The organism is Streptomyces sp. NPDC002701 (genome assembly GCF_042889045.1).
In the GTDB taxonomy this organism is placed as follows: Bacteria; Actinomycetota; Actinomycetes; order Streptomycetales; family Streptomycetaceae; genus Streptomyces.
On sequence record NZ_JBIAQL010000023.1, the window covers coordinates 1 to 18,588 of the forward strand.

Consider the following 18,588-nt stretch of genomic DNA (forward strand, 5'->3'; position numbering starts at 1 on the left):
TCGTACTGGTACCGCAACCTGCGGCACACGGTCCGCTTCGAGGACACCGTGAAGCTGCTGACCGGCAAGGGGTTCGGCACGTTCGTGGAGTCCAGCGCGCACCCTGTGCTGGTGATGGGAGTGCAGGAGACCGCCGACGTGACAGCCGTGGGTTCCCTGCGCCGGGACGAGGGCGGTCTTGAGCGGTTCCTCACCTCCGCCGCCGAGTTGTTCGTCCACGGCACGCACGTCGACTGGGCCGCGGTGTTCGAGGGCACCGGTGCCCGGCAGGTCGACCTGCCCACCTACCCCTTCCAGCACCAGCACTACTGGCTCGAACCCACCACCCGGTCCGCTGCCGTCGAACCCACCGGTATCGACTCCTGGCGGTACCGGATCACCTGGCAGGGGCTGGGCGGTGACGCGCCCGGTGCGTTGAGCGGGCGGTGGCTGCTGGTCGTCCCGCAGGGAGTGGAGCCGGGAACGGCCGACGAGGCCGAGGCGGCGCTCGCCGGCGCCGGGGCCCAGGTCGAACGGCTCGTGATCGACCCGGCGGCCACCGGCCGCGAGGAACTGACCGCCCTGCTGACGACCCACACGCACCTCGCGGCCGACGCGGACTCCGCGGCCGACGCGGCCCACACGGCATCCGCGGCCGACGCGGCTCACGACGGACTCACCGGCATCCTGTCCCTGCTCGGCGTCGACGAGCGGCCGCACCCCGCCCACTTCGGGCTGCCCCTCGCCATGGCCGGCACGACCGTGCTCGCCCAGGCCGTCGTCGACAGCGGGACGCGGGCCCGGCTGTGGGCCCTCACCCGGGGCGCCGTCGCTGTCTCACCCGGGGAGCGGCCGTCCGCCGCGGGCGCCCAGGTCTGGGGGCTGGGGCGCGGCGTCGCACTGGAGCACCCCACGGTGTGGGGCGGCCTGGTGGACCTGCCCGCCGACCCCGACGCGCGGGCCTGGCAGCGGGTCGTCGCCGCGCTGGCCGGCCAGCGCGGACGGGACGGAGAGGACCAGGTCGCCGTACGGGCGTCCGGCACCTACGGCCGCCGGCTCGTCCCGGCCGGTTCCGCGCCCGTGCGCCGCGCCTACACCCCGCGCGGCACCGTCCTGGTCACCGGCGGCACCGGTGCCCTCGGAGCCCAGGTCGCCCGGTGGGCCGCCCGCGGCGGCGCCGCACACCTGGTCCTGGCGGGCCGGCGCGGCCCCGACGCCCCCGGCGCCGCCGACCTCGCCGCCGAACTGCGCGCCCTGGGCGCCGAGGTGACCCTCGCCGCCTGCGACGTCGCCGACCGGGACGCGCTCGCCGCGCTGCTCACGGAGCATCCCCCCACCGCCGTCTTCCACACCGCCGGCGTACCGCACTCGGAGACGTTCCTCGACACCGGACTCGGCTCACTGGCCGAGGTGTACGGGGGGAAGGTCGCAGGTGCCCTGCATCTGGACGAGCTGACGCGTTCGCTGGATCTTGAGGCGTTCGTGCTGTATGCGTCGGGTGCCGGTGTGTGGGGGAGTGGGGGGCAGAGTGCGTACGGTGCGGCCAATGCCGCGTTGGACGCGCTGGCCGAGCGGCGTCGTGCCGAGGGGCTGGCGGCCACGTCGGTGGCGTGGGGGCTGTGGGGCGGCGGCGGCATGGGCGAGGGCGCCGGCGAGGAGTTCCTCGGTAGCCGCGGCCTGCGCACCATGGACCCGGCGTCGGCCGTCGAGGCGCTGGGCGCCGCCCTGGACCGCGACGACGTCTGCGTGGCCCTGGCCGACCTCGACTGGCCCCTGTTCGCGAAGGCGTACTGCGCCCTGCGGCCCAGTGCGCTCATCAGCCGGCTGCCGGGCGTGCGCGAGGCACTGGCACGGACCGACGCCGGCACCGACCGGGAGCAGGCGGGGAACGCACTGGCCGCACGGCTCGCGGACGTGGACCCCGCCGAACGGTACGAGATCGTGCTCGCGGAGGTGTGCGGCGGTGTCGCCGCCGTGCTCGGCCACGGCGGGCCGCAGGACGTCGACCCCGAGGAGGCGTTCAGCACCCTCGGGTTCAGCTCGCTCACCGCGAGCGAGTTCGCCGCGCGGCTCGGCCGGGCCACCGGACGCCGACTCCCGCCGACCCTGGTCTTCGACCACCCCACGGCGTCCGCCCTCGCCGGACACCTCGCCGCACTGCTCGCGCCCGCGCCGGACGAGGACCCGGCGCGCGGGACGGACCCGGAGGAGGCGGGCATCCGGGCCGTGCTCGCCACGCTGCCGCTGCCGGTGCTGCGCGAGGCGGGCCTGCTGGACACCCTGCTGGCACTGGCGACGCCCGAGCGGTTCTCAGGCACCGCCCGATTCACTGAGCCGGGCGGCGGCGCCGACATCGACGCACTGGACGACGAGGCACTGGTCGAACTGGCGCTGCGCGACGCCGCCTGACCGCCGCCCGGGCGGCCCGGGCCGCCTGCGCGGCCCGGCCGCCGCCCGTCCGTCCGCCGAGAGAGGGACCCACCGATGGCCATGTCCTCCGAGAAGCTGATGGAGGCGCTGCGGACCTCACTGAAGGAGACCGAGCGCCTGCGACGGGTCAACCGGGAACTGACCGAGGCGGCGCACGAGCCGGTCGCCGTGGTCGGGATGGCCTGCCGCTACCCGGGCGGGGTGGACTCCCCGGAGGAGCTGTGGCGGCTGGTCGCCTCCGGGACGGACGCGGTCGGGCCGTTCCCCGAGGACCGCGGCTGGGACCTGGCCGCGCTGTACGACCCCGACCCCGAGTCGCAGGGCACCACGTACTGCGCCTCCGGCGGATTCCTCACCGGCGCGGCCGACTTCGACGCCGCGTTCTTCGGGATCTCCCCCCGCGAGGCCGTCGTCATGGACCCCCAGCAGCGGCAGCTCCTGGAGACCACCTGGGAGGCCCTGGAACGCACCGGCCTGGACCCCCGCACCCTGCGCGGCTCCGGCACCGGCGTGTACGTCGGTGCCGCGCACGCCGAGTACGCCACCGACCCGCGGCGGATCCCGGCCGGTTCGGAGGGCTACCTGCTCACCGGCAGCGCGGACGCCGTGCTGTCCGGGCGCGTCAGCTACGTCCTGGGGCTCGAAGGCCCGTCGATGACCGTCGAGACCGCCTGCTCCTCCTCCCTCGTCGCCCTGCACCTGGCCGTCGCCGCTCTCAGGAGTGGTGAATGCGGCCTGGCGCTGGCGGGCGGGGTGGCGGTCATGCCGGACGCGGCCGCATTCGTGGAGTTCTCCCGGCAGAAAGGACTGGCCGCCGACGGCCGCTGCAAGGCGTTCTCGGCGGACGCGGACGGCACGGGCTGGGCCGAGGGCGTCGGCGTCCTGGTCCTCGAACGGCTCTCCGACGCCGTACGCGGCGGCCGTACCGTCCACGCCGTCATCCGCGGCACGGCCGTCAACCAGGACGGCGCCAGCAACGGTCTCACCGCCCCCAACGGGCCGTCCCAGCAGCGCGTCATCCGCCGGGCGCTGGCCGACGCGGGCCTGCGGGCCCAGGACGTCGACGCGGTCGAGGCGCACGGCACGGGCACCCGCCTCGGTGACCCCATCGAGGCCCAGGCGCTGCTGGACGTCTACGGACCGGACCGGCCGGCCGACCGCCCCCTGTGGCTCGGCTCCCTGAAGTCGAACCTGGGTCACGCCCAGGCCGCGGCCGGTGTCGGCGGCGTCATCAAGACGGTCGAGGCCCTCCGCCACGGCCTGCTGCCACGGACCCTGCACGCCGAAGAGCCCACCCCGCACGTCGACTGGGCCGCCGGCGGGGTACGTCTCCTGACCGAGGCCGCCCCCTGGCCGGCCACCGCGGGCCGGCCGCGCCGCGCCGGTGTCTCCGCCTTCGGCGTCGGCGGCACCAACGCCCACGTCATCCTGGAGGAACCCCCCGCCCGGCCCTCGCCGCCGGCCGCGCCCGCTGTCGGACCCGCCCCTTCCGCCCCCGTGCCCTGGTTCGTCTCGGGGCGGTCCGCCGAGGCGCTGCGGGCACAGGCTGCGCGACTGCGCGAGCACCTCGCCGCGGCGCCCGGCACCGACCCCTACGACCTCGGGTACGCCCTCGCCGCCTCCCGGGCCGCCTTCGAGCACCGTGCCGTCGTCCTAGGGGACACCCCGGCCGAACTCACCGCGGGCCTGGCCGCCCTCGCCGCGGGCGAGGAGCACCCCGCCCTCGTACGGGGCGTGCTGCGCCGCGACGCGAAGACCGCGTTCCTCTTCACCGGCCAGGGCAGCCAGCGCCTCGGCATGGGCCGCGAACTGCACGCCGCGTACCCCGTGTTCGCCGAGGCGTTCGACGCCGTGGCCGCCCGCCTCGACCCCCACCTCGACCGTCCGCTGGCCGCCCTCCTCGACGGCGGGGACGAGCGGGACGGCGACGCCCTGCACCGCACGCAGAACGCCCAGGCCGCCCTCTTCGCCCTGGAGACCGCCCTCTTCCGGCTCCTGGAGGACTGGGGCGCGCGCCCCGACGTCCTCCTCGGCCACTCGGTCGGCGGGATCACCGCCGCCCACGCGGCGGGCGTACTGGACCTCGACGACGCCTGCGCCCTGGTCGCCGCCCGCGGCCGGCTGATGCAGGCCCTCCCGCCGGGCGGCGCGATGCTCTCCGTACGCGCCTCGGAGGACGAGGTACGCGAACTGCTGGCCGCCGACCCGCAGGTGGACGTGGCCGCCGTCAACGGGCCCCGCTCCGTGGTCGTCTCCGGCGCCGCCGCCTCCGTCGAACGGGTGGGGGCCGCCCTGCGGACGCTCGGCCGGCGGACCAGGGCCATCACCGTCAGCCACGCCTTCCACTCCCCGCTGATGGACCCGATGCTCGCCGAGTTCCGCGCGCTGGCGGACCGGCTGACCTACCGGGCACCGCGCATCCCCGTCGTCTCCGACGTCACCGGCCGCCGCGCGAGCGGCGACGACCTGCGCACCGGCGCCTACTGGGCCCGCCACGTGCGCGCCACGATCCGCTTCGCCGACGCCGTCCGCACCGCCCGCGACCTCGGCGCCGCGACCTTCGTCGAGCTGGGCCCCGACGCCGTGCTGTGCGCCGCCGCCGAGGAGACCCTCGCCGACCGGCCCGACCCGGGCACCGTGCCCCTGCTGCGCCGGGACCGCCCCGAGACCGGCACGCTGCTGCGCGGCGTCGCCACCGCCCTCGCCCGCGGCGTCCCCCTCGACCGCACCCGGCTGTTCGCGGACCACCCCGCCCCCGCGGTGCCGCTCCCCGTGTACGCCTGGCAGCACCGCCGGTACTGGATCGAGCCCACCCCGCGGACCCCGGGTGCGGCCACCGGCCCGCGCCGCTACCGGATCACCTGGCGGCCCGTGCCGGCCGGCCGGACCGCACCGGACGGGACCTGGCTGCTGGTGGAGGCCGCCGCCGGGTCCGCCGCCGGCGACGCGGCCGCCCGCGCCCTGACCGCCCGCGGAGCCACCGTGCACCGCCTCGCCGCCGACCCCGCCACGGCCGGCCGCGGCGCGCTCACCACCGCCCTGCGCGACGCCCACACGGGCACGGGAGCCGGCCCCCTGCAGGGGGTGCTGTCCCTGCTCGGCCTGGACGAGCCGCACGACGCACATGAACCACATGAACCGCATGAACCGCGCCGGGGCACGACGAGATCCGGCACGGCTCCCGCCCCCGACCCGGTCCCCGCGGGCGTACGGGCCACCGTGGCGCTCGTCCAGGCCCTGGCGGACGGTGCCGTGTCCGCCCGCCTCTGGTGCGTCACCCGGGCGGCCGTGGCCGTGTCGCCCGGCGAGGCGCCCGAGGTCGCGGGCGCCGCGCTGTGGGGCCTCGGCCGGACCGCCGCCCTCGAACTGCCCGCCCTGTGGGGCGGACTCGCCGACCTGCCCCCGGACCCTGACGACACCGACTGGGACCGGCTCGCCACCGCGCTCACCGGGAGCGAGGACCAGATCGCGGTACGCGCCGACGGCCTCCACGGCCGCCGGCTCACCCCCGCTCCGCGGGCCGGCACGACCCCGTACCGGCCGCGCGGCACCGTGCTCGTGACCGGCGGCACCGGAGCGCTCGGCGGCCGGCTCGCCCGTCGCCTCGCCCTGGAGGGGGCCGGCCATCTGTTGCTCGTGGGCCGCCGCGGACGCGGCGCCCCCGGCGCCGACGCGCTGGAGGCCGAACTCCTCGCGCTGGGCGCCAAGGTGACCTTCACCGCCTGCGACGTGGCCGACCGGGACGCGCTCGCCGCGGTGCTGGCCGCCGTCCCCGCCGACGCGCCGCTGACCGCCGTGTTCCACGCGGCCGGCGTCCCGCAGCTCGCCCCGCTCACCGACACCGGCCCGGACCTCGTCCGCGAGGTGTACGGGGGGAAGGTCGCCGGTGCCCTGCATCTGGACGAGCTGACGCGTTCGCTGGAGCTGGAAGCGTTCGTGCTGTATGCGTCGGGTGCCGGTGTGTGGGGCAGTGGGGGGCAGAGTGCGTACGGTGCGGCCAATGCCGCGCTGGACGCGCTGGCCGAACGGCGTCGTGCCGAGGGGCTGCCCGCCACGTCGGTGGCGTGGGGGCTGTGGGGCGGCGGCGGCATGGGCGACCTCGGGGACGGAGAGGGCACCGCCCATCTGCGCCGCCGCGGGGTGCGGCCCATGGACCCCGAGGACGCCCTCACCGAACTGTTCGCCGCCGTCGGCACGGGCGAGGCGGCCGTCACCGTCACCGACACCGACTGGCCCCGGTTCGCCGCCGGATTCACCGCCTACCGGCCCAGCCCGCTGATCGGCGACCTGACCGGCGGACCGGCCGGCCGGTCGGTCCGGGACACGGCGGACGGTGACGGCACGGACCGCGACGGCACCGGCCACGGGGCGGCGCCGGAGTCCGGGTCCGCCCGGCAGGAGCTGCGCCGCGAGCTGGCCGCCCTCGACCCCGCCGCCCGTACGGCCGCCCTGCGGACCCTGGTGTGCACCGAGGCCGCCGCCGTCCTGGGCCTCGACGGCGCCGGCGACGTCGCCACCGACACACCGTTCACGCACAGCGGCTTCGACTCCCTCGCCGTCACCCTCCTGCGGCGCCGGCTGTCCGGCGCGACCGGCACCGACCTGCAGCCGGAGGCGCTCCTGGAGCACGACACCCCCGACGCGCTCGCCGGCCACCTGCGGGACCTGCTCGGCCGGCGGACACCGGACACGCCGCCCGCCACCGCCTCCGACGGCACCCTGGTGGCCCTCTACCGGACCGCGCTCGACGACGGCCGGGTCGCCGCGGCCGTGGACGCCCTGTCGGCCGTGGCCGCGCTGCGGCCGGTGTTCACCACGGCCACCCGGCGGCCCACCGAACCCGTCCGGCTCACGCAGGGCCCCGACGACGGCCCGCTGCTGGTCGCCCTGGCCGGCACCGCCGCCGTGTCGGGCCCCGCGGAGTTCGCCGCGTTCGCCACCGCCCTGGCCGGCCGGCGGACCGTACTGGCCCTGCCGCAGCCGGGGTTCCGGCCCGGCGAGCCGCTGCCGGACTCCCTCGCGGCATGGTGCGCGGCGCACGCCGACAGCCTCGCCGAACACACCGGGGACCGGCCCTACGTCCTGGTCGGCCACTCCGCCGGCGCCAACCTGGCCCACGCCCTCACCGGCCACCTGGAGACGACGGGCCGCACCGGCCCGGCCGGCCTCGTCCTCGCCGACATCTACACCCCCGCCGACCCCGGCGCGATGGGCGTCTGGCGGGACGTGATGCTGCGCTGGGCCACGGACCGCGCGGTCGTGCCGCTCGACGACACCCGGCTCACCGCCATGGGCGCCTACCACCGGCTGCTCCTCGACTGGACACCACGGGCCGTCCGCGCCCCGGTACTGCACCTGCGGGCCGGCCTGCCCATGGCCGCCTGGACCGACCCGGACCGTGACTGGCGCTCGGTCTGGGACGGCGCCCACACCACCGCCGACATCCCCGGCAACCACTTCACGATGATGACCGAGCACGCCCCGGACACGGCCCGCGCCGTGGACGCCTGGGCCGGAGCGCTGCCCGGCGGTACCCCATGAGGAGCCGCACATGACCGCAGAGCCGCTGTCCGCAGAGCCGCCGCCCGCGGCGCCACCGTCCGCAACCCCGCAGGCCGGCGTCCTGGACGGCGCCCGTGCCGCGCGCCGCAACCAACTCACCCGCGCCGCCCAGTGGTTCGCGGGCATCGAGGACGACCCCTACGGGCTGGTCCTGCGGGCCGGACCGCAGGACCCGGCCGTCCACGAGGAACGCGTCCGCGCCCTCGGGCCCCTGTACCGCAGCGCGCCGCTGGACACCTGGGTCACCGCGCACCGGGCCGTCGCCGACCAGGTCTTCACCGACCCGGCCTTCGACGGCACCGGCCCCGACGGCGTCCCCGTCGACGGGGACGACCTGCCCTACCGCAGCGGCCTGCTCGCCCTCGACCGCGCCACCGCCGCCCGCCTCGCCCCACAGGCCGCGTTCGGCGGCCCGCTGCTGCCGGCGGCCGGCCTGGCGCAGCGCGCGGCGGCCCACGCCCGCAGGCTCCTGGAGAGCGCCGGCGAGACCTTCGACCTCGCCGAGGACTTCGCCCGCCGGCTCCCCGGCTCCGTCCTCGCGGAGCAGTTCGGCCTCCCCGGCACCGCCCGCGAGGAGTTCGCCCGGCTCCTGCCCGGCTGCCGGCACGCCCTCGACGGCCTGGTGTGCCCCCAGCCGTACGCCACCGCGCGCGCGTCCCGGGCCGCCGAGACCGCCGTGACCGGCCTGCTCGCCCGGCACCTGCCCGGCGACGAGGACACCGTCCGGGCCGCCGGTGTCCTCGCGGTCGGCGCCGCCGAGACCACCGCCGTCCTCGTCACCGGGACGGTACGCCGTCTGCGCGCCGAGCCCGGCGCCTGGGAGCGCCTCACCGCCGGCCCCGCGCTCGCCGCGGCGGCCGTCCGGGAGACCCTGCGTACGGCCCCGCCGGTCCGGGTGGAGACCCGGATCTCCCGCACGGACACCATCCTGGCCGGCACCGCCCTGCCCGCCGGCAGCCGGATCGCCGTCCTCGTCGCCGCGGCCGGCCGCGACCCGGCGGCGCCGCCCGGCGCCACCCCCCTCGGTCTCGCCCCGGACCTGCACTTCGCCCTGTCCGCACCCCTGATCACGGTGCTCGCCACCGCCGCGCTGCGCACCCTGGCCGAGGCACTGCCCGGACTGCGGGAGGCCGGCGAGGCGGTGACCCGGCCGCGGTCGCCCGTCCTGCTCGCCCCCGCCCGTTTCCCGGTCGCCAAGAGGGAGTCGACGCCATGCGCGTCCTGATCACGTGCTTCGCGCACAACACGCACTACCACAACCTGGTACCGCTGGCCTGGGCGCTGCGCGCGGCCGGCCACGAGGTCCGGGTGGCCAGCCAGCCCGCGCTGACCGAGGTCGTCAACGGGTCGGGCCTGACCGCCGACCCCGTCGGCGACCTGGACTCCATCACGGAGCTGATGACGCGGATCGCCGGCGACCCCACCCCGTACCAGCGGGGACTGGACTTCGTCGAGACCCGCCACCAGCCGTTCGGCTGGGAGCACGCCCTCGGCCAGCAGACCATGATGACCGCCCTGTCGTTCGCGCCGCTCAACGGCGACACCACCATCGACGACCTGGTGGACCTCGCCAGGTCCTGGCGGCCCGACCTGATCGTCTGGGAGCCCTTCACCTACGCCGGGGCCATCGCCGCCCACGTCACCGGCACCCCGCACGCCCGGGTGCTGTGGGGTCCGGACGTCATCCTCAACGCCCGCGCCCAGTTCCTCGACCTGATGGCACGCCGGCCCGCCGAACTGCGCGAGGACCCGATGGCGGAGTGGCTGACCTGGACCCTGGAACGCTTCGGCATCACCCCCGACGCCGCCGCGATCGAGAACATCGTCACCGGGGACCTGACCATCGACCCGGCCCCCGCGAGCCTGCGCCTGCCGGTCGGCGGCGAGGTCCTGCCCATGCGCTACGTCCCCTACAACGGGCCCTCCGTCGTGCCCGATTGGCTGCGGACACCGCCCGCCCGGCCCCGGGTCTGCCTCACCCTCGGCGTCTCCGCCCGGGAGACCTTCGGCCGCGACGCCGTCCCCTTCGAGGATCTCCTGCACGCCCTCGGCGACATCGACGCCGAGATCGTCGCCACCCTCGACGCCTCCCAGCTCACCGACCGCGACGCGCTGCCCGGCAACATCCGGGTGGTCGACTTCGTCCCCCTGGACGCCCTGCTGCCCAGCTGCGCGGCGATCGTCCACCACGGCGGCGCGGGCACCTGCTCCACCGCCACCCTGCACGGCGTGCCGCAGGTCGTCGTCGGCGCCCTGTGGGACGCCCCGCTCAAGGCCCGGCTGCACGCCGAGGCCGGCGCGGGCATCGAACTGCCGCCGGACAAGCTGGACGCCGCCACGCTGCGCGCCGCGATCGTGCGGGCCGTCGGTGACCCGGCCCTGGCCGCCGGTGCCCGGCGGCTGCGCGCCGAGGCCCTCGCCGACCCCTCGCCGGCCGCGGTCGTGACCCGGCTGGAACAGCTCACGGCCGCACCCCGCGACCCCTCCCGCTCCGCATCCCTACGCCGAGGAGAGCCCCAGTGACCACCACCGACGCCCGTCCCGCCGACGGCTACACGGGCGCCATCGCCCGGGTCTACGACCTGGTGCACCAGGGCAAGGGCAAGGACTACGTCCGGGAGGCCGACGACCTGGCCGACCTCGTCGCCGCCCGGGTGCCCGGCGCCCGCAGCCTCCTGGACGTGGCCTGCGGGACCGGCCTGCACCTGGCCCGCCTCGCCGACCGCTTCGAACGGGTCGAGGGACTGGAGCTGTCCCCGGACATGCTCGCCGCCGCCCGGCACCGCAACCCGGGCACCGCCCTCCACCAGGGCGACATGAGCGACTTCGCGCTGGGCACCACGTACTCGGCCGTCACCTGCATGTTCAGCTCGATCGGCCACATGGCCGACCAGCCGCAACTGGACGCCGCCCTGCGCGCGTTCGCCGCCCACACCGAACCCGGCGGCGTCGTCGTGGTCGAACCCTGGTGGTTCCCCGAGACGTTCACCCCCGGTTACGTCGGCGCCGCCGTCGTCGAGGCGGCCGGCAAGACGATCTCCCGGGTCTCCCACTCCCGCCTGGAGGACGGCGCCACCCGCATCGACGTGCACTACCTCGTCGCCGAACCCGGCCAGGACATCGAGCACCTGTCGGAGAGCCACCGCATCACCCTCTTCACGCGCTCCGCGTACGAACTGGCCTTCGCGCGCGCCGGACTCGCCACCGAGTTCCTGCCCGGCGGCCCCTCCGGCCGCGGTCTGTTCGTCGGCGTCCGGCCCTGACCGGCCCCGTACCGGGTCCCGGCTCGGCGATGATCGGGGCGATCCTCCCGCCCGGCACGATCGCCGTCGACACGGCCGGCGACTTCCCCGAGGCGCTGCTGTTCGCCGCCGAACGGGCCCTGATCCGGGACGCGGTGCCCGAGCGGCGGCGCGAGTTCGCCACCGTACGGGTCTGCGCCCACCGGGCGCAGACCGCCCTCGGCCTGCCGGTACGGCCCCTGCTGTCCGGCCCGCGCGGCGAGCCCGAGTGGCCGGCCGGCACCGTCGGCTCGGTCACCCACTGCGCCGGCTACCGCGGTGTCGCCCTGGCGTCCGCCACCCGCTGGCGGGCGCTGGGCATCGACGCCGAACCGCACCGGCCGCTGCCCCCTGGCACCGCCGACGCGGTGACCTGCGCCGCCGAGCGGCAGCACCTGCGCGACCTGGCCGGGCACCACCCCGAGGTGCACTGGGACCGGCTGCTGTTCAGCGCCAAGGAGGCGGTGTTCAAGGCATGGTCGCCGCTCACCGCGCACCCCTTGGACTTCGGCGACGCCCGGCTCCGCTTCGAGCCCGCCCGCCGCGTCTTCACCGCCGGCCTGCGGATCCCGGGTCCGCGGCACGACGGCCGCGCGCTGAGCGCTCTCACCGGCCGCTGGACCCTGTACGCCGGGCTCCTCCTGACCGCGGTCGCCCTCCCGGCAGCCCCCGCCCGCTGAGGGGCGCCCGCGGGAACCGCCGGAGAACCGCTCGGGTTCCGCCGGAGAACCGCTTGAGACGTACCGCAGGGCCGGCCCCGCGACGACACCCCGGCGCGGCTTCCCGGAACCCGGCTCCGGACGCCCGCGGCCCAGGCGGCACACGGGATCCGGTGCCCGGGCCACCGCTCCCGCCCCCGCGCCCCGCCCCGGTGGTGGCCGGATCACCCCCTCTCGTCGCCCCGTAAGGCCCCCGTGGCTGTTTGCCCGCCCGGAAAAGGGCGGTTACGTTCCCCACGGGCAGGTCGAGACCGAGTCGCGGGGGATGCCATGGCGGGGGAGGACGCACACACCACGGGCGGCGGCTCCCCGTCGCCGGACCCCCTGCTGGACCTGCTGGAACTCCTCGCCGCCGGGGCACCCGCCCACGCCTGCGACCGGCTCCTCGCCCGCGCCCGCCGCTCGGCCCGGCCCGAGGACCGGCGCCGCCTCGACCACGCCCGGCACCTCGCGCGGGAGGCCACCGGCCACGCCGTACGCCACGCCCGCCGCGAGGCGGACCTCGCCTCCCTCGTCGACACCGCCCGCGAACTCGCCCACCCCGCACGGCCGCAGGCCGCGCTCGCGCTGCTCACCCGCCGCGCCCGGCTGCTGACCGCCACCGACCTGGCCCTCGCCGTCCTGCACGACGAGGAGACCGGCGAGGCCGTGGTGCGCGCCGCCGACGGCGCCGTCGGCGCCGGCACCCAGGGGCACCGCATCCCCGCCGGCGCTCTGCCCACCGCCGCCGCCCACGACGACCCGCCCGGCCCCTTCAGCACCGCCGACCTGCTCGCCGCCCCGGCCGGCCCGCCGCCCGCCGCCGGACGGTCCACCGCCGACCCGGCCGGGCCCGCCGCGCACACCGCGGCGCTCGGCGCCCTCGCCCACGCCGAGTCCCTGCACGCCGTGCTCGGCGTACCGCTGCGCACCGACGAGAAGCACCTCGGCTTCCTCTACGTGGCGGACCGCGCGGTCCGCCACTTCACCCCCGACGAAGTGGCCCTGCTGCGCTCCCTCGCCGACCTCGGCGCCGGGGCCCTGACCACCGCCCGGCTCCTCGCCCGCGCCCGTACCGCCAACGCCGAACTGGAGCGGGCCGGAACCCGGGCGCGTGCCGGACTGCGCGACGCCATCGAGGCCCGGGGGGCGCAGGACGACCTGTTCCGGCTCGCCCTGGACGGCATCGGCCTCGACGAACTCCTCACCCGGGCCGCCCGCGAACTCGGCGGCGCCGTCGGCGTGCACGGCCCGGCCGGCGAACACCTCGCCGCACACGGCCGCCTGCCCCGCGCCACCGCCACGGAGCTGGACCGGGTACGCCTCAACGCCGCCACCACCGGCATCGCCTGCCCCACCGCGGACGGCACCTGGGCCGTGCCCCTCACCGTCCGCTCCGAGGACGTCGGCACCCTCCTCTTCCACCCCGACGACCCCGGCACCGAACCGCCCGAGCAGCTGCTGCTCGCGCACGCCCGTACCGTGTCGCTGCTGCTGACGCTGCGGCGCTCCACCGCCACCGAGGGCCAGATCCGCGACGACCTCCTCGAAGACCTGGTCAGCTGCGACGGGCCGCCGCCCGAACGGCTGCTGGCCCGCGCCCGCCGGCTCTCCGCCGACCTGGACCGCCCCCACGTGGTGGTCGTGGCCCGGCCCGGCAGTCCCGCCGCCCCCCTCGTCGACGGCTGGGCCGGCGTCCACGCCCGCAGACACCGGGGCATGCGGACCGTCCGGGACGGGCTGCTCGTCCTGCTGCTCCCCGGAGACGATCCGGCGGCCCGGGCCGAGGAGGTGCGCGCCCGGCTCGCCGCCGCCACCGGGGCCCCGGTCACCGCCGCCGCGTCCGTCTCGCCGCGCGGCGCCGCCACCGTCCACCGCGCCCACCGCGAGGCCGTGCGCTGCCTGGAGGCCCTCGGCGCCCTGGACGCCGGCGGGGTGTCGGCCGCCGCGGGCGACCTCGGGTTCCTCGGGGTGCTGCTGGCCGACGACCACGACGTGCCCGGCTTCGTGGAGCGCACGCTCGGCCCGCTCCTCGACCACGACGCCGCCCGCCTCTCCTGCCTGGTGGAGACCCTGGAGGGCTGGTTCCGGGCCGCCGGCAGCCCCAGCCGGGCCGCCGAACTGCTCCACGTGCACGCCAACACCGTCTCCCGCCGCCTGGAGCGCATCACCCACCTGCTCGGCCCCGGCTGGCAGCGGCCCGAGCAGGCCCTCGAACTCCAGCTGGCACTGCGCCTGCACCGGACCCGCGCCCTGCTCGCCCCCGCGCCCGTCACCACGGCGTCCGGCACCTCCGCGCCCGGCGACCCCGCCCCGGGGACGGCGGCCCGGACGGCCACGGCCCGGACGGCGGCGGCCCGTTGACGGCGCGCCGGCCGCGACGGACGCCCGCCCGCGGCGCCCGGGCCGCCGCGCCCGCCGGGGGTGGTGACCCGGCCACCTCCCGCGGGGCGGGCCCGAGCCGAAGTGGGTGTCCGGCGGACCTCGTCCGTGGCGTCCGACTCCTGGAGCGTGGTGGCGCGCGTACCGCGCGCGGGCACCGACCACGCCGTTCACCAGGAGATCCCATGCTCTTCCGCAGCAGGCCAGGGGAGTCCAGACCCCGCCCCCGCCGCCCCCGTACCGGCACGACCGGCCGGCGCGGTCCGGTGCGGCCCGCACGGCTGCTGGCCGTCGCGGTGGCCCTCGGGTGCGCGGGCGGCCTGCTCTCCCCGGCCACCGCGGCGCCCGCCGCCCCCGTCGCCGCGGCGCGGGAGGGCAGCGACCGGGTCAGGTCCCTGGTCGCGCGGATGACCCTGGACGAGAAGCTGTCGTTCGTCCACTGGACCGCCGGCGCCGAGGGCGGGCCGCTCGCCCGCGGTGTCGGTTACCTGCCCGGCGTGCCCCGCCTGGGCGTTCCGCCGCTCGAGGTCTCCGACGGCCCGACCGGGATACGTCTCAACGGCGTCCGCGCCACCGCCCTGCCCACCCCGACCGCGCTCGCCGCCACGCTCGACGACGGCCTCGCCCGGGAGTACGGCAGAGTGCTGGGCCACGAGGGCCGGGCACTCGGCCAGGACGTGGTGCTCGCCCCCATGGTCAACATCATCCGGGTGCCGCACGGCGGACGGAACTTCGAGACGTTCAGCGAGGACCCGCTGGTCACCTCCCGCACCGCCGCCGCCGAGATCGAGGGCATCCAGAGCCAGGGCCTGATGGCCGCGGTCAAGCACCTGGCCGGCAACAACCAGGAGACCGACCGCTTCACCGTCGACGCCGCCATCGACGAGCAGACCCTCCACGAGGTCGAACTCCCCGCCTTCCGCAGCGCGGTCGACGCCGGGGCCGCCGCCGTGATGTGCTCCTACAACAGCCTCAACGGCGCCCACTCCTGCGGCAACGAGAGCCTGCTGCAGTCCGTCCTGCGCGACCAGTGGGACTTCCGGGGCTGGGTGCTGTCCGACTGGCTGGCCACCCACGCCACCACCGACCTCACCAAGGGACTCGACCAGGAACTCGGCCTGGAGATGGGCAAGCCCACCGACCCCGTCCCCGACTCCCGCCACCTCGGCGCCGCCCTCAAGGCCGCCATCGCGGACGGCACCGTCCCCGAGAGCGCCCTCGACCGCGCGGTGATCCGCATCGTCGGCCGGATGGAACGCTTCGGACTGCTCGCCGCCACCGCCCCGGCCCGCCCCGCGCGCGACGCGGCCGCCGGACGCGCCACCGCCCGCCGGATCGCCGAGAACGGCGCCGTCCTGCTGCGCAACACCACCACCGCGGGGCGCCCCGCCCTGCCGCTCACCGCCACCGCCGGCACCGGCCTCGCCGTCATCGGTGACAGCGCCCTGCGCCCCAAGGTCTCCGGCCTCGGCAGCGCCCACGTCGTCCCGGACGCCGCGCAGGCACCGCTGGACGCGCTGCGCGAGCGGGCCGGCACCGGCGTGACCGTCACCCACGAGCCGGGCATCGACCGCCTGGGCGGCCCACTGCCCGCGGAGAACCTCAGCCCCGTCTTCACCGGCGGCAAGCAGCTCGACGCGGGCGGCGACCGCCAGTTCTACGAGGGCACCCTGACCGTCCCCGCCGACGGCGACTACCGCATCGGCATGCAGGTCGACGGCGGGATGGCCGTCCTCCAGGTCGGGGACCGGAGCCCCGTCTACGCCGCCGACTCCTTCAGCGACACCACCAGCGTCCTGATGAGGCTCACCCGCGGCACCCACCGGGTCACCATGAGCGGCTGGGCCTGGCCGGACCGCCCCCTGAAGGTCGACCTGACCTGGGTCACGCCCCAGCGGGCCGCCGCCGACTTCGACCGGGCCGTGGCCGCGGCCGCCGCCGCCGACACCGCCGTCGTCTTCGCCCAGGACGAGGGCTCCGAGGGCTACGACCGGCCCTCGCTGTCCCTGCCCGACGGCCAGGACCGGCTGATCGCCGCGGTCGCGAAGGCCAACCCGAACACCGTCGTGGTCCTCAACACCGGCTCCTCGGTGCTCATGCCGTGGCTCGACGACACCGCCGCCGTGCTCCAGATGTGGTACCCCGGCCAGGAAGGCGCCCAGGCCACCGCCGCCCTGCTGTACGGGGACGCCAACCCCGGCGGGAAACTCACCCAGACCTTCCCCGCCGCCGAGGACGCCCACCCCATGGCCGGCCACCCCGAGCGCTTCCCCGGCGTGAACGGCGAGCAGGAGTACAGCGAAGGCGTGCACACCGGCCACCGCTGGTACGAGCAGCAGGGCGTACGGCCGCTCTTCGCGTTCGGGCACGGACTGTCGTACACCTCCTTCGGCTACCGGGACCTCGCCGTCGAGCGCACCGCCACCGGGGCGGCGGTGCGGGTCACCGTGCGCAACACCGGCGAGCGCACCGGCAAGGAGGCCGTCCAGGTCTACCTCGGCCCCGGCAGCCGGGCCGACGTCCCGCAGCCGGTCAGGAAACTGGCCGGATACACCAAGGTGACCCTCGCGCCGGGGCAGGAGAAACGCGTGACCGTGCCCGTCGACGCCCGCCAGCTCCAGTACCGGGACCGGGACCGGGACACCTGGCAGCAGGCCGCCGGCGCCCGCACGCTCCAGGTCGGCTCCTCCTCCGCCGACATACGTCTCACCGGACGCCTCGAACCCTGACCCCGACCGCCACCGACCGTCCCGGACCCCGGGAAGCCGAAAGGAACACCTTGACTGACCACACGGGCGAAACGCCCCCTCGCAGCGGCATCGGCCCCGCCGACGCCATCGACGCCACCGAGGCGACCGGCCTGCGCCATGTGAGCGGCCTGTCCACCGACCTCAGGGACGTCGTCGAGGTCGAGCAGCGCCAGGTCCGCCTGGAGCGCGTCGTGCTGGCCGGAGTCTGGACGTCCGGCACGGTCGCCGAGGCCGAGAGCTCCCTGGCGGAGCTGGCCGCGCTGGCCGAGAGCGCCGGCGCCCTCGTCCTCGACGGAGTCGTCCAGCGCCGGGACAGGCCCGACCCGGCCACCTACATCGGCTCCGGCAAGGCGACCGAACTGCGCGACCTCGTCGAACAGACCGGAGCGGACACGGTCGTGTGCGACGGAGAGCTGAGCCCGGCCCAACTGGTGCGGCTGGAGGAGGTCGTGAAGGTCAAGGTGGTCGACCGCACCGCCCTGATCCTCGACATCTTCGCCCAGCGCGCCACCTCCCGCGAGGGCAAGGCGCAGGTCGCCCTCGCGCAGATGCAGTACATGCTGCCCAGGCTGCGGGGCTGGGGCGCGTCCCTGTCCCGGCAGATGGGCGGCGGCGGAGGCGGCGGCATGGCCACCCGCGGCCCCGGTGAGACCAAGATCGAGACGGACCGGCGGCGGCTGCGCGACAAGATGGCCAGGATGCGCCGCGACATCGAGGACATGAAGACGTCCCGCGACCTCAAACGGCAGGAGCGGCGCCGCAACAAGGTGCCCTCCGTCGCCATCGCCGGCTACACCAACGCGGGCAAGTCCTCCCTGCTCAACCGGCTCACCGGAGCCGACGTCCATGTGCAGAACGCCCTGTTCGCCACCCTCGACCCGACCGTGCGACGCACCGAGACGCCGACCGGCCGCGCCTACACCCTGGCCGACACGGTGGGCTTCGTACGGCATCTGCCGCACCAGTTGGTCGACGCGTTCCGCTCCACGCTGGAGGAGGTCGCCGAGGCCGACCTCATCCTGCACGTCGTGGACGGTTCGCACCCCGACCCCGAGGCCCAGATCGAGGCGGTCCGCGCCGTCATCGGCGAGGTGGGCGGCGCCGGCGTACCGGAGATCGTGGTGGTCAACAAGGCGGACGTCGCCGAGCCGCGGACCCTGGAGCGGCTGCTCGGGGCCGAGCCGGGCGCGGTGGCCGTCTCGGCCCGCTCCGGGGCCGGGATCGACACCCTGCTCACCCGGATCGAGTCGGGCCTGCCCCACCCCGACACCGAGATCGACGTCCTGGTCCCGTACACGGCCGGCCACCTGGTCGCCCGCATCCACTCCGCCGGTGAGGTCCTCACCGAGACCCACGAGGAGGACGGCACCCGCATCAGGGCGAATGTGGAGGCCCGGCTCGCCGCCGAACTGACCGACTACGCCGTCTGACCGGCCGGTCCCACGCGAAGGCCGCGCCTCCTCCCCTCGCTGAGGGGAGGAGGCGCGGCCTTCGCGTGTGGGCGCG

At 76.7% G+C, this 18,588-nt stretch carries 8 protein-coding genes and 1 pseudogene; all 9 read left to right on the plus strand.

Annotated features, from left to right (window positions below):
- On the plus strand, positions 1 to 2,388 hold a 2,388-nt coding region (locus ACFYXC_RS35235), incomplete at its 5' end, for a type I polyketide synthase (protein ID WP_389556465.1).
- Between the two features lie 108 nt (positions 2,389 to 2,496).
- Positions 2,497 to 7,950: pseudogene (locus ACFYXC_RS35240) on the plus strand (SDR family NAD(P)-dependent oxidoreductase); the annotation flags it as partial.
- 10 nt (positions 7,951 to 7,960) lie between these two features.
- Complete coding sequence (locus ACFYXC_RS35245; RefSeq protein ID WP_389556466.1) at positions 7,961 to 9,196, plus strand: P450-derived glycosyltransferase activator; 1,236 nt, start codon at positions 7,961 to 7,963, stop codon at positions 9,194 to 9,196.
- Positions 9,184 to 10,494, plus strand: a complete 1,311-nt coding sequence (locus ACFYXC_RS35250; RefSeq protein WP_389556467.1) for an activator-dependent family glycosyltransferase — start codon at positions 9,184 to 9,186, stop codon at positions 10,492 to 10,494. Before ACFYXC_RS35245 ends, ACFYXC_RS35250 begins: the two co-directional genes overlap by 13 nt.
- Complete coding sequence (locus tag ACFYXC_RS35255) at positions 10,491 to 11,234, plus strand: class I SAM-dependent DNA methyltransferase (protein WP_388915695.1); 744 nt, start codon at positions 10,491 to 10,493, stop codon at positions 11,232 to 11,234. The genes ACFYXC_RS35250 and ACFYXC_RS35255 overlap by 4 nt, the downstream gene beginning before the upstream one ends.
- 29 nt (positions 11,235 to 11,263) lie before the next feature.
- Positions 11,264 to 11,932 (plus strand): 4'-phosphopantetheinyl transferase, encoded by a 669-nt coding sequence (locus ACFYXC_RS35260; protein WP_389556469.1) that lies wholly within the window; start codon positions 11,264 to 11,266, stop codon positions 11,930 to 11,932.
- 309 nt (positions 11,933 to 12,241) lie between these two features.
- Positions 12,242 to 14,314 (plus strand): helix-turn-helix domain-containing protein, encoded by a 2,073-nt coding sequence (locus ACFYXC_RS35265; RefSeq protein WP_389556470.1) that lies wholly within the window; start codon positions 12,242 to 12,244, stop codon positions 14,312 to 14,314.
- Between the two features lie 203 nt (positions 14,315 to 14,517).
- The gene (locus ACFYXC_RS35270; RefSeq protein WP_389556471.1) at positions 14,518 to 17,061 is read left to right on the plus strand and encodes a glycoside hydrolase family 3 protein; all 2,544 of its coding nucleotides are present in this window, start codon (positions 14,518 to 14,520) and stop codon (positions 17,059 to 17,061) included.
- 89 nt (positions 17,062 to 17,150) lie between these two features.
- Positions 17,151 to 18,512 carry a GTPase HflX gene (gene hflX, locus ACFYXC_RS35275; protein WP_389556527.1) on the plus strand — a complete coding sequence of 454 codons (1,362 nt, stop codon included), beginning with the start codon at positions 17,151 to 17,153 and terminating at the stop codon, positions 18,510 to 18,512.
- Positions 18,513 to 18,588 lie beyond the last annotated feature (76 nt).

Excerpts from the sequence above, each read along its gene's own strand:
- ACFYXC_RS35270 (WP_389556471.1), top strand. The coding sequence starts at position 14,518 with ATGCTCTTCCGCAGCAGGCCAGGGGAGTCCAGACCCCGCCCCCGCCGC.
- ACFYXC_RS35250 (WP_389556467.1), top strand. The coding sequence starts at position 9,184 with ATGCGCGTCCTGATCACGTGCTTCGCGCACAACACGCACTACCACAAC.
- ACFYXC_RS35265 (WP_389556470.1), top strand. The coding sequence starts at position 12,242 with ATGGCGGGGGAGGACGCACACACCACGGGCGGCGGCTCCCCGTCGCCG.
- ACFYXC_RS35260 (WP_389556469.1), top strand. The coding sequence starts at position 11,264 with ATGATCGGGGCGATCCTCCCGCCCGGCACGATCGCCGTCGACACGGCC.
- ACFYXC_RS35245 (WP_389556466.1), top strand. The coding sequence starts at position 7,961 with ATGACCGCAGAGCCGCTGTCCGCAGAGCCGCCGCCCGCGGCGCCACCG.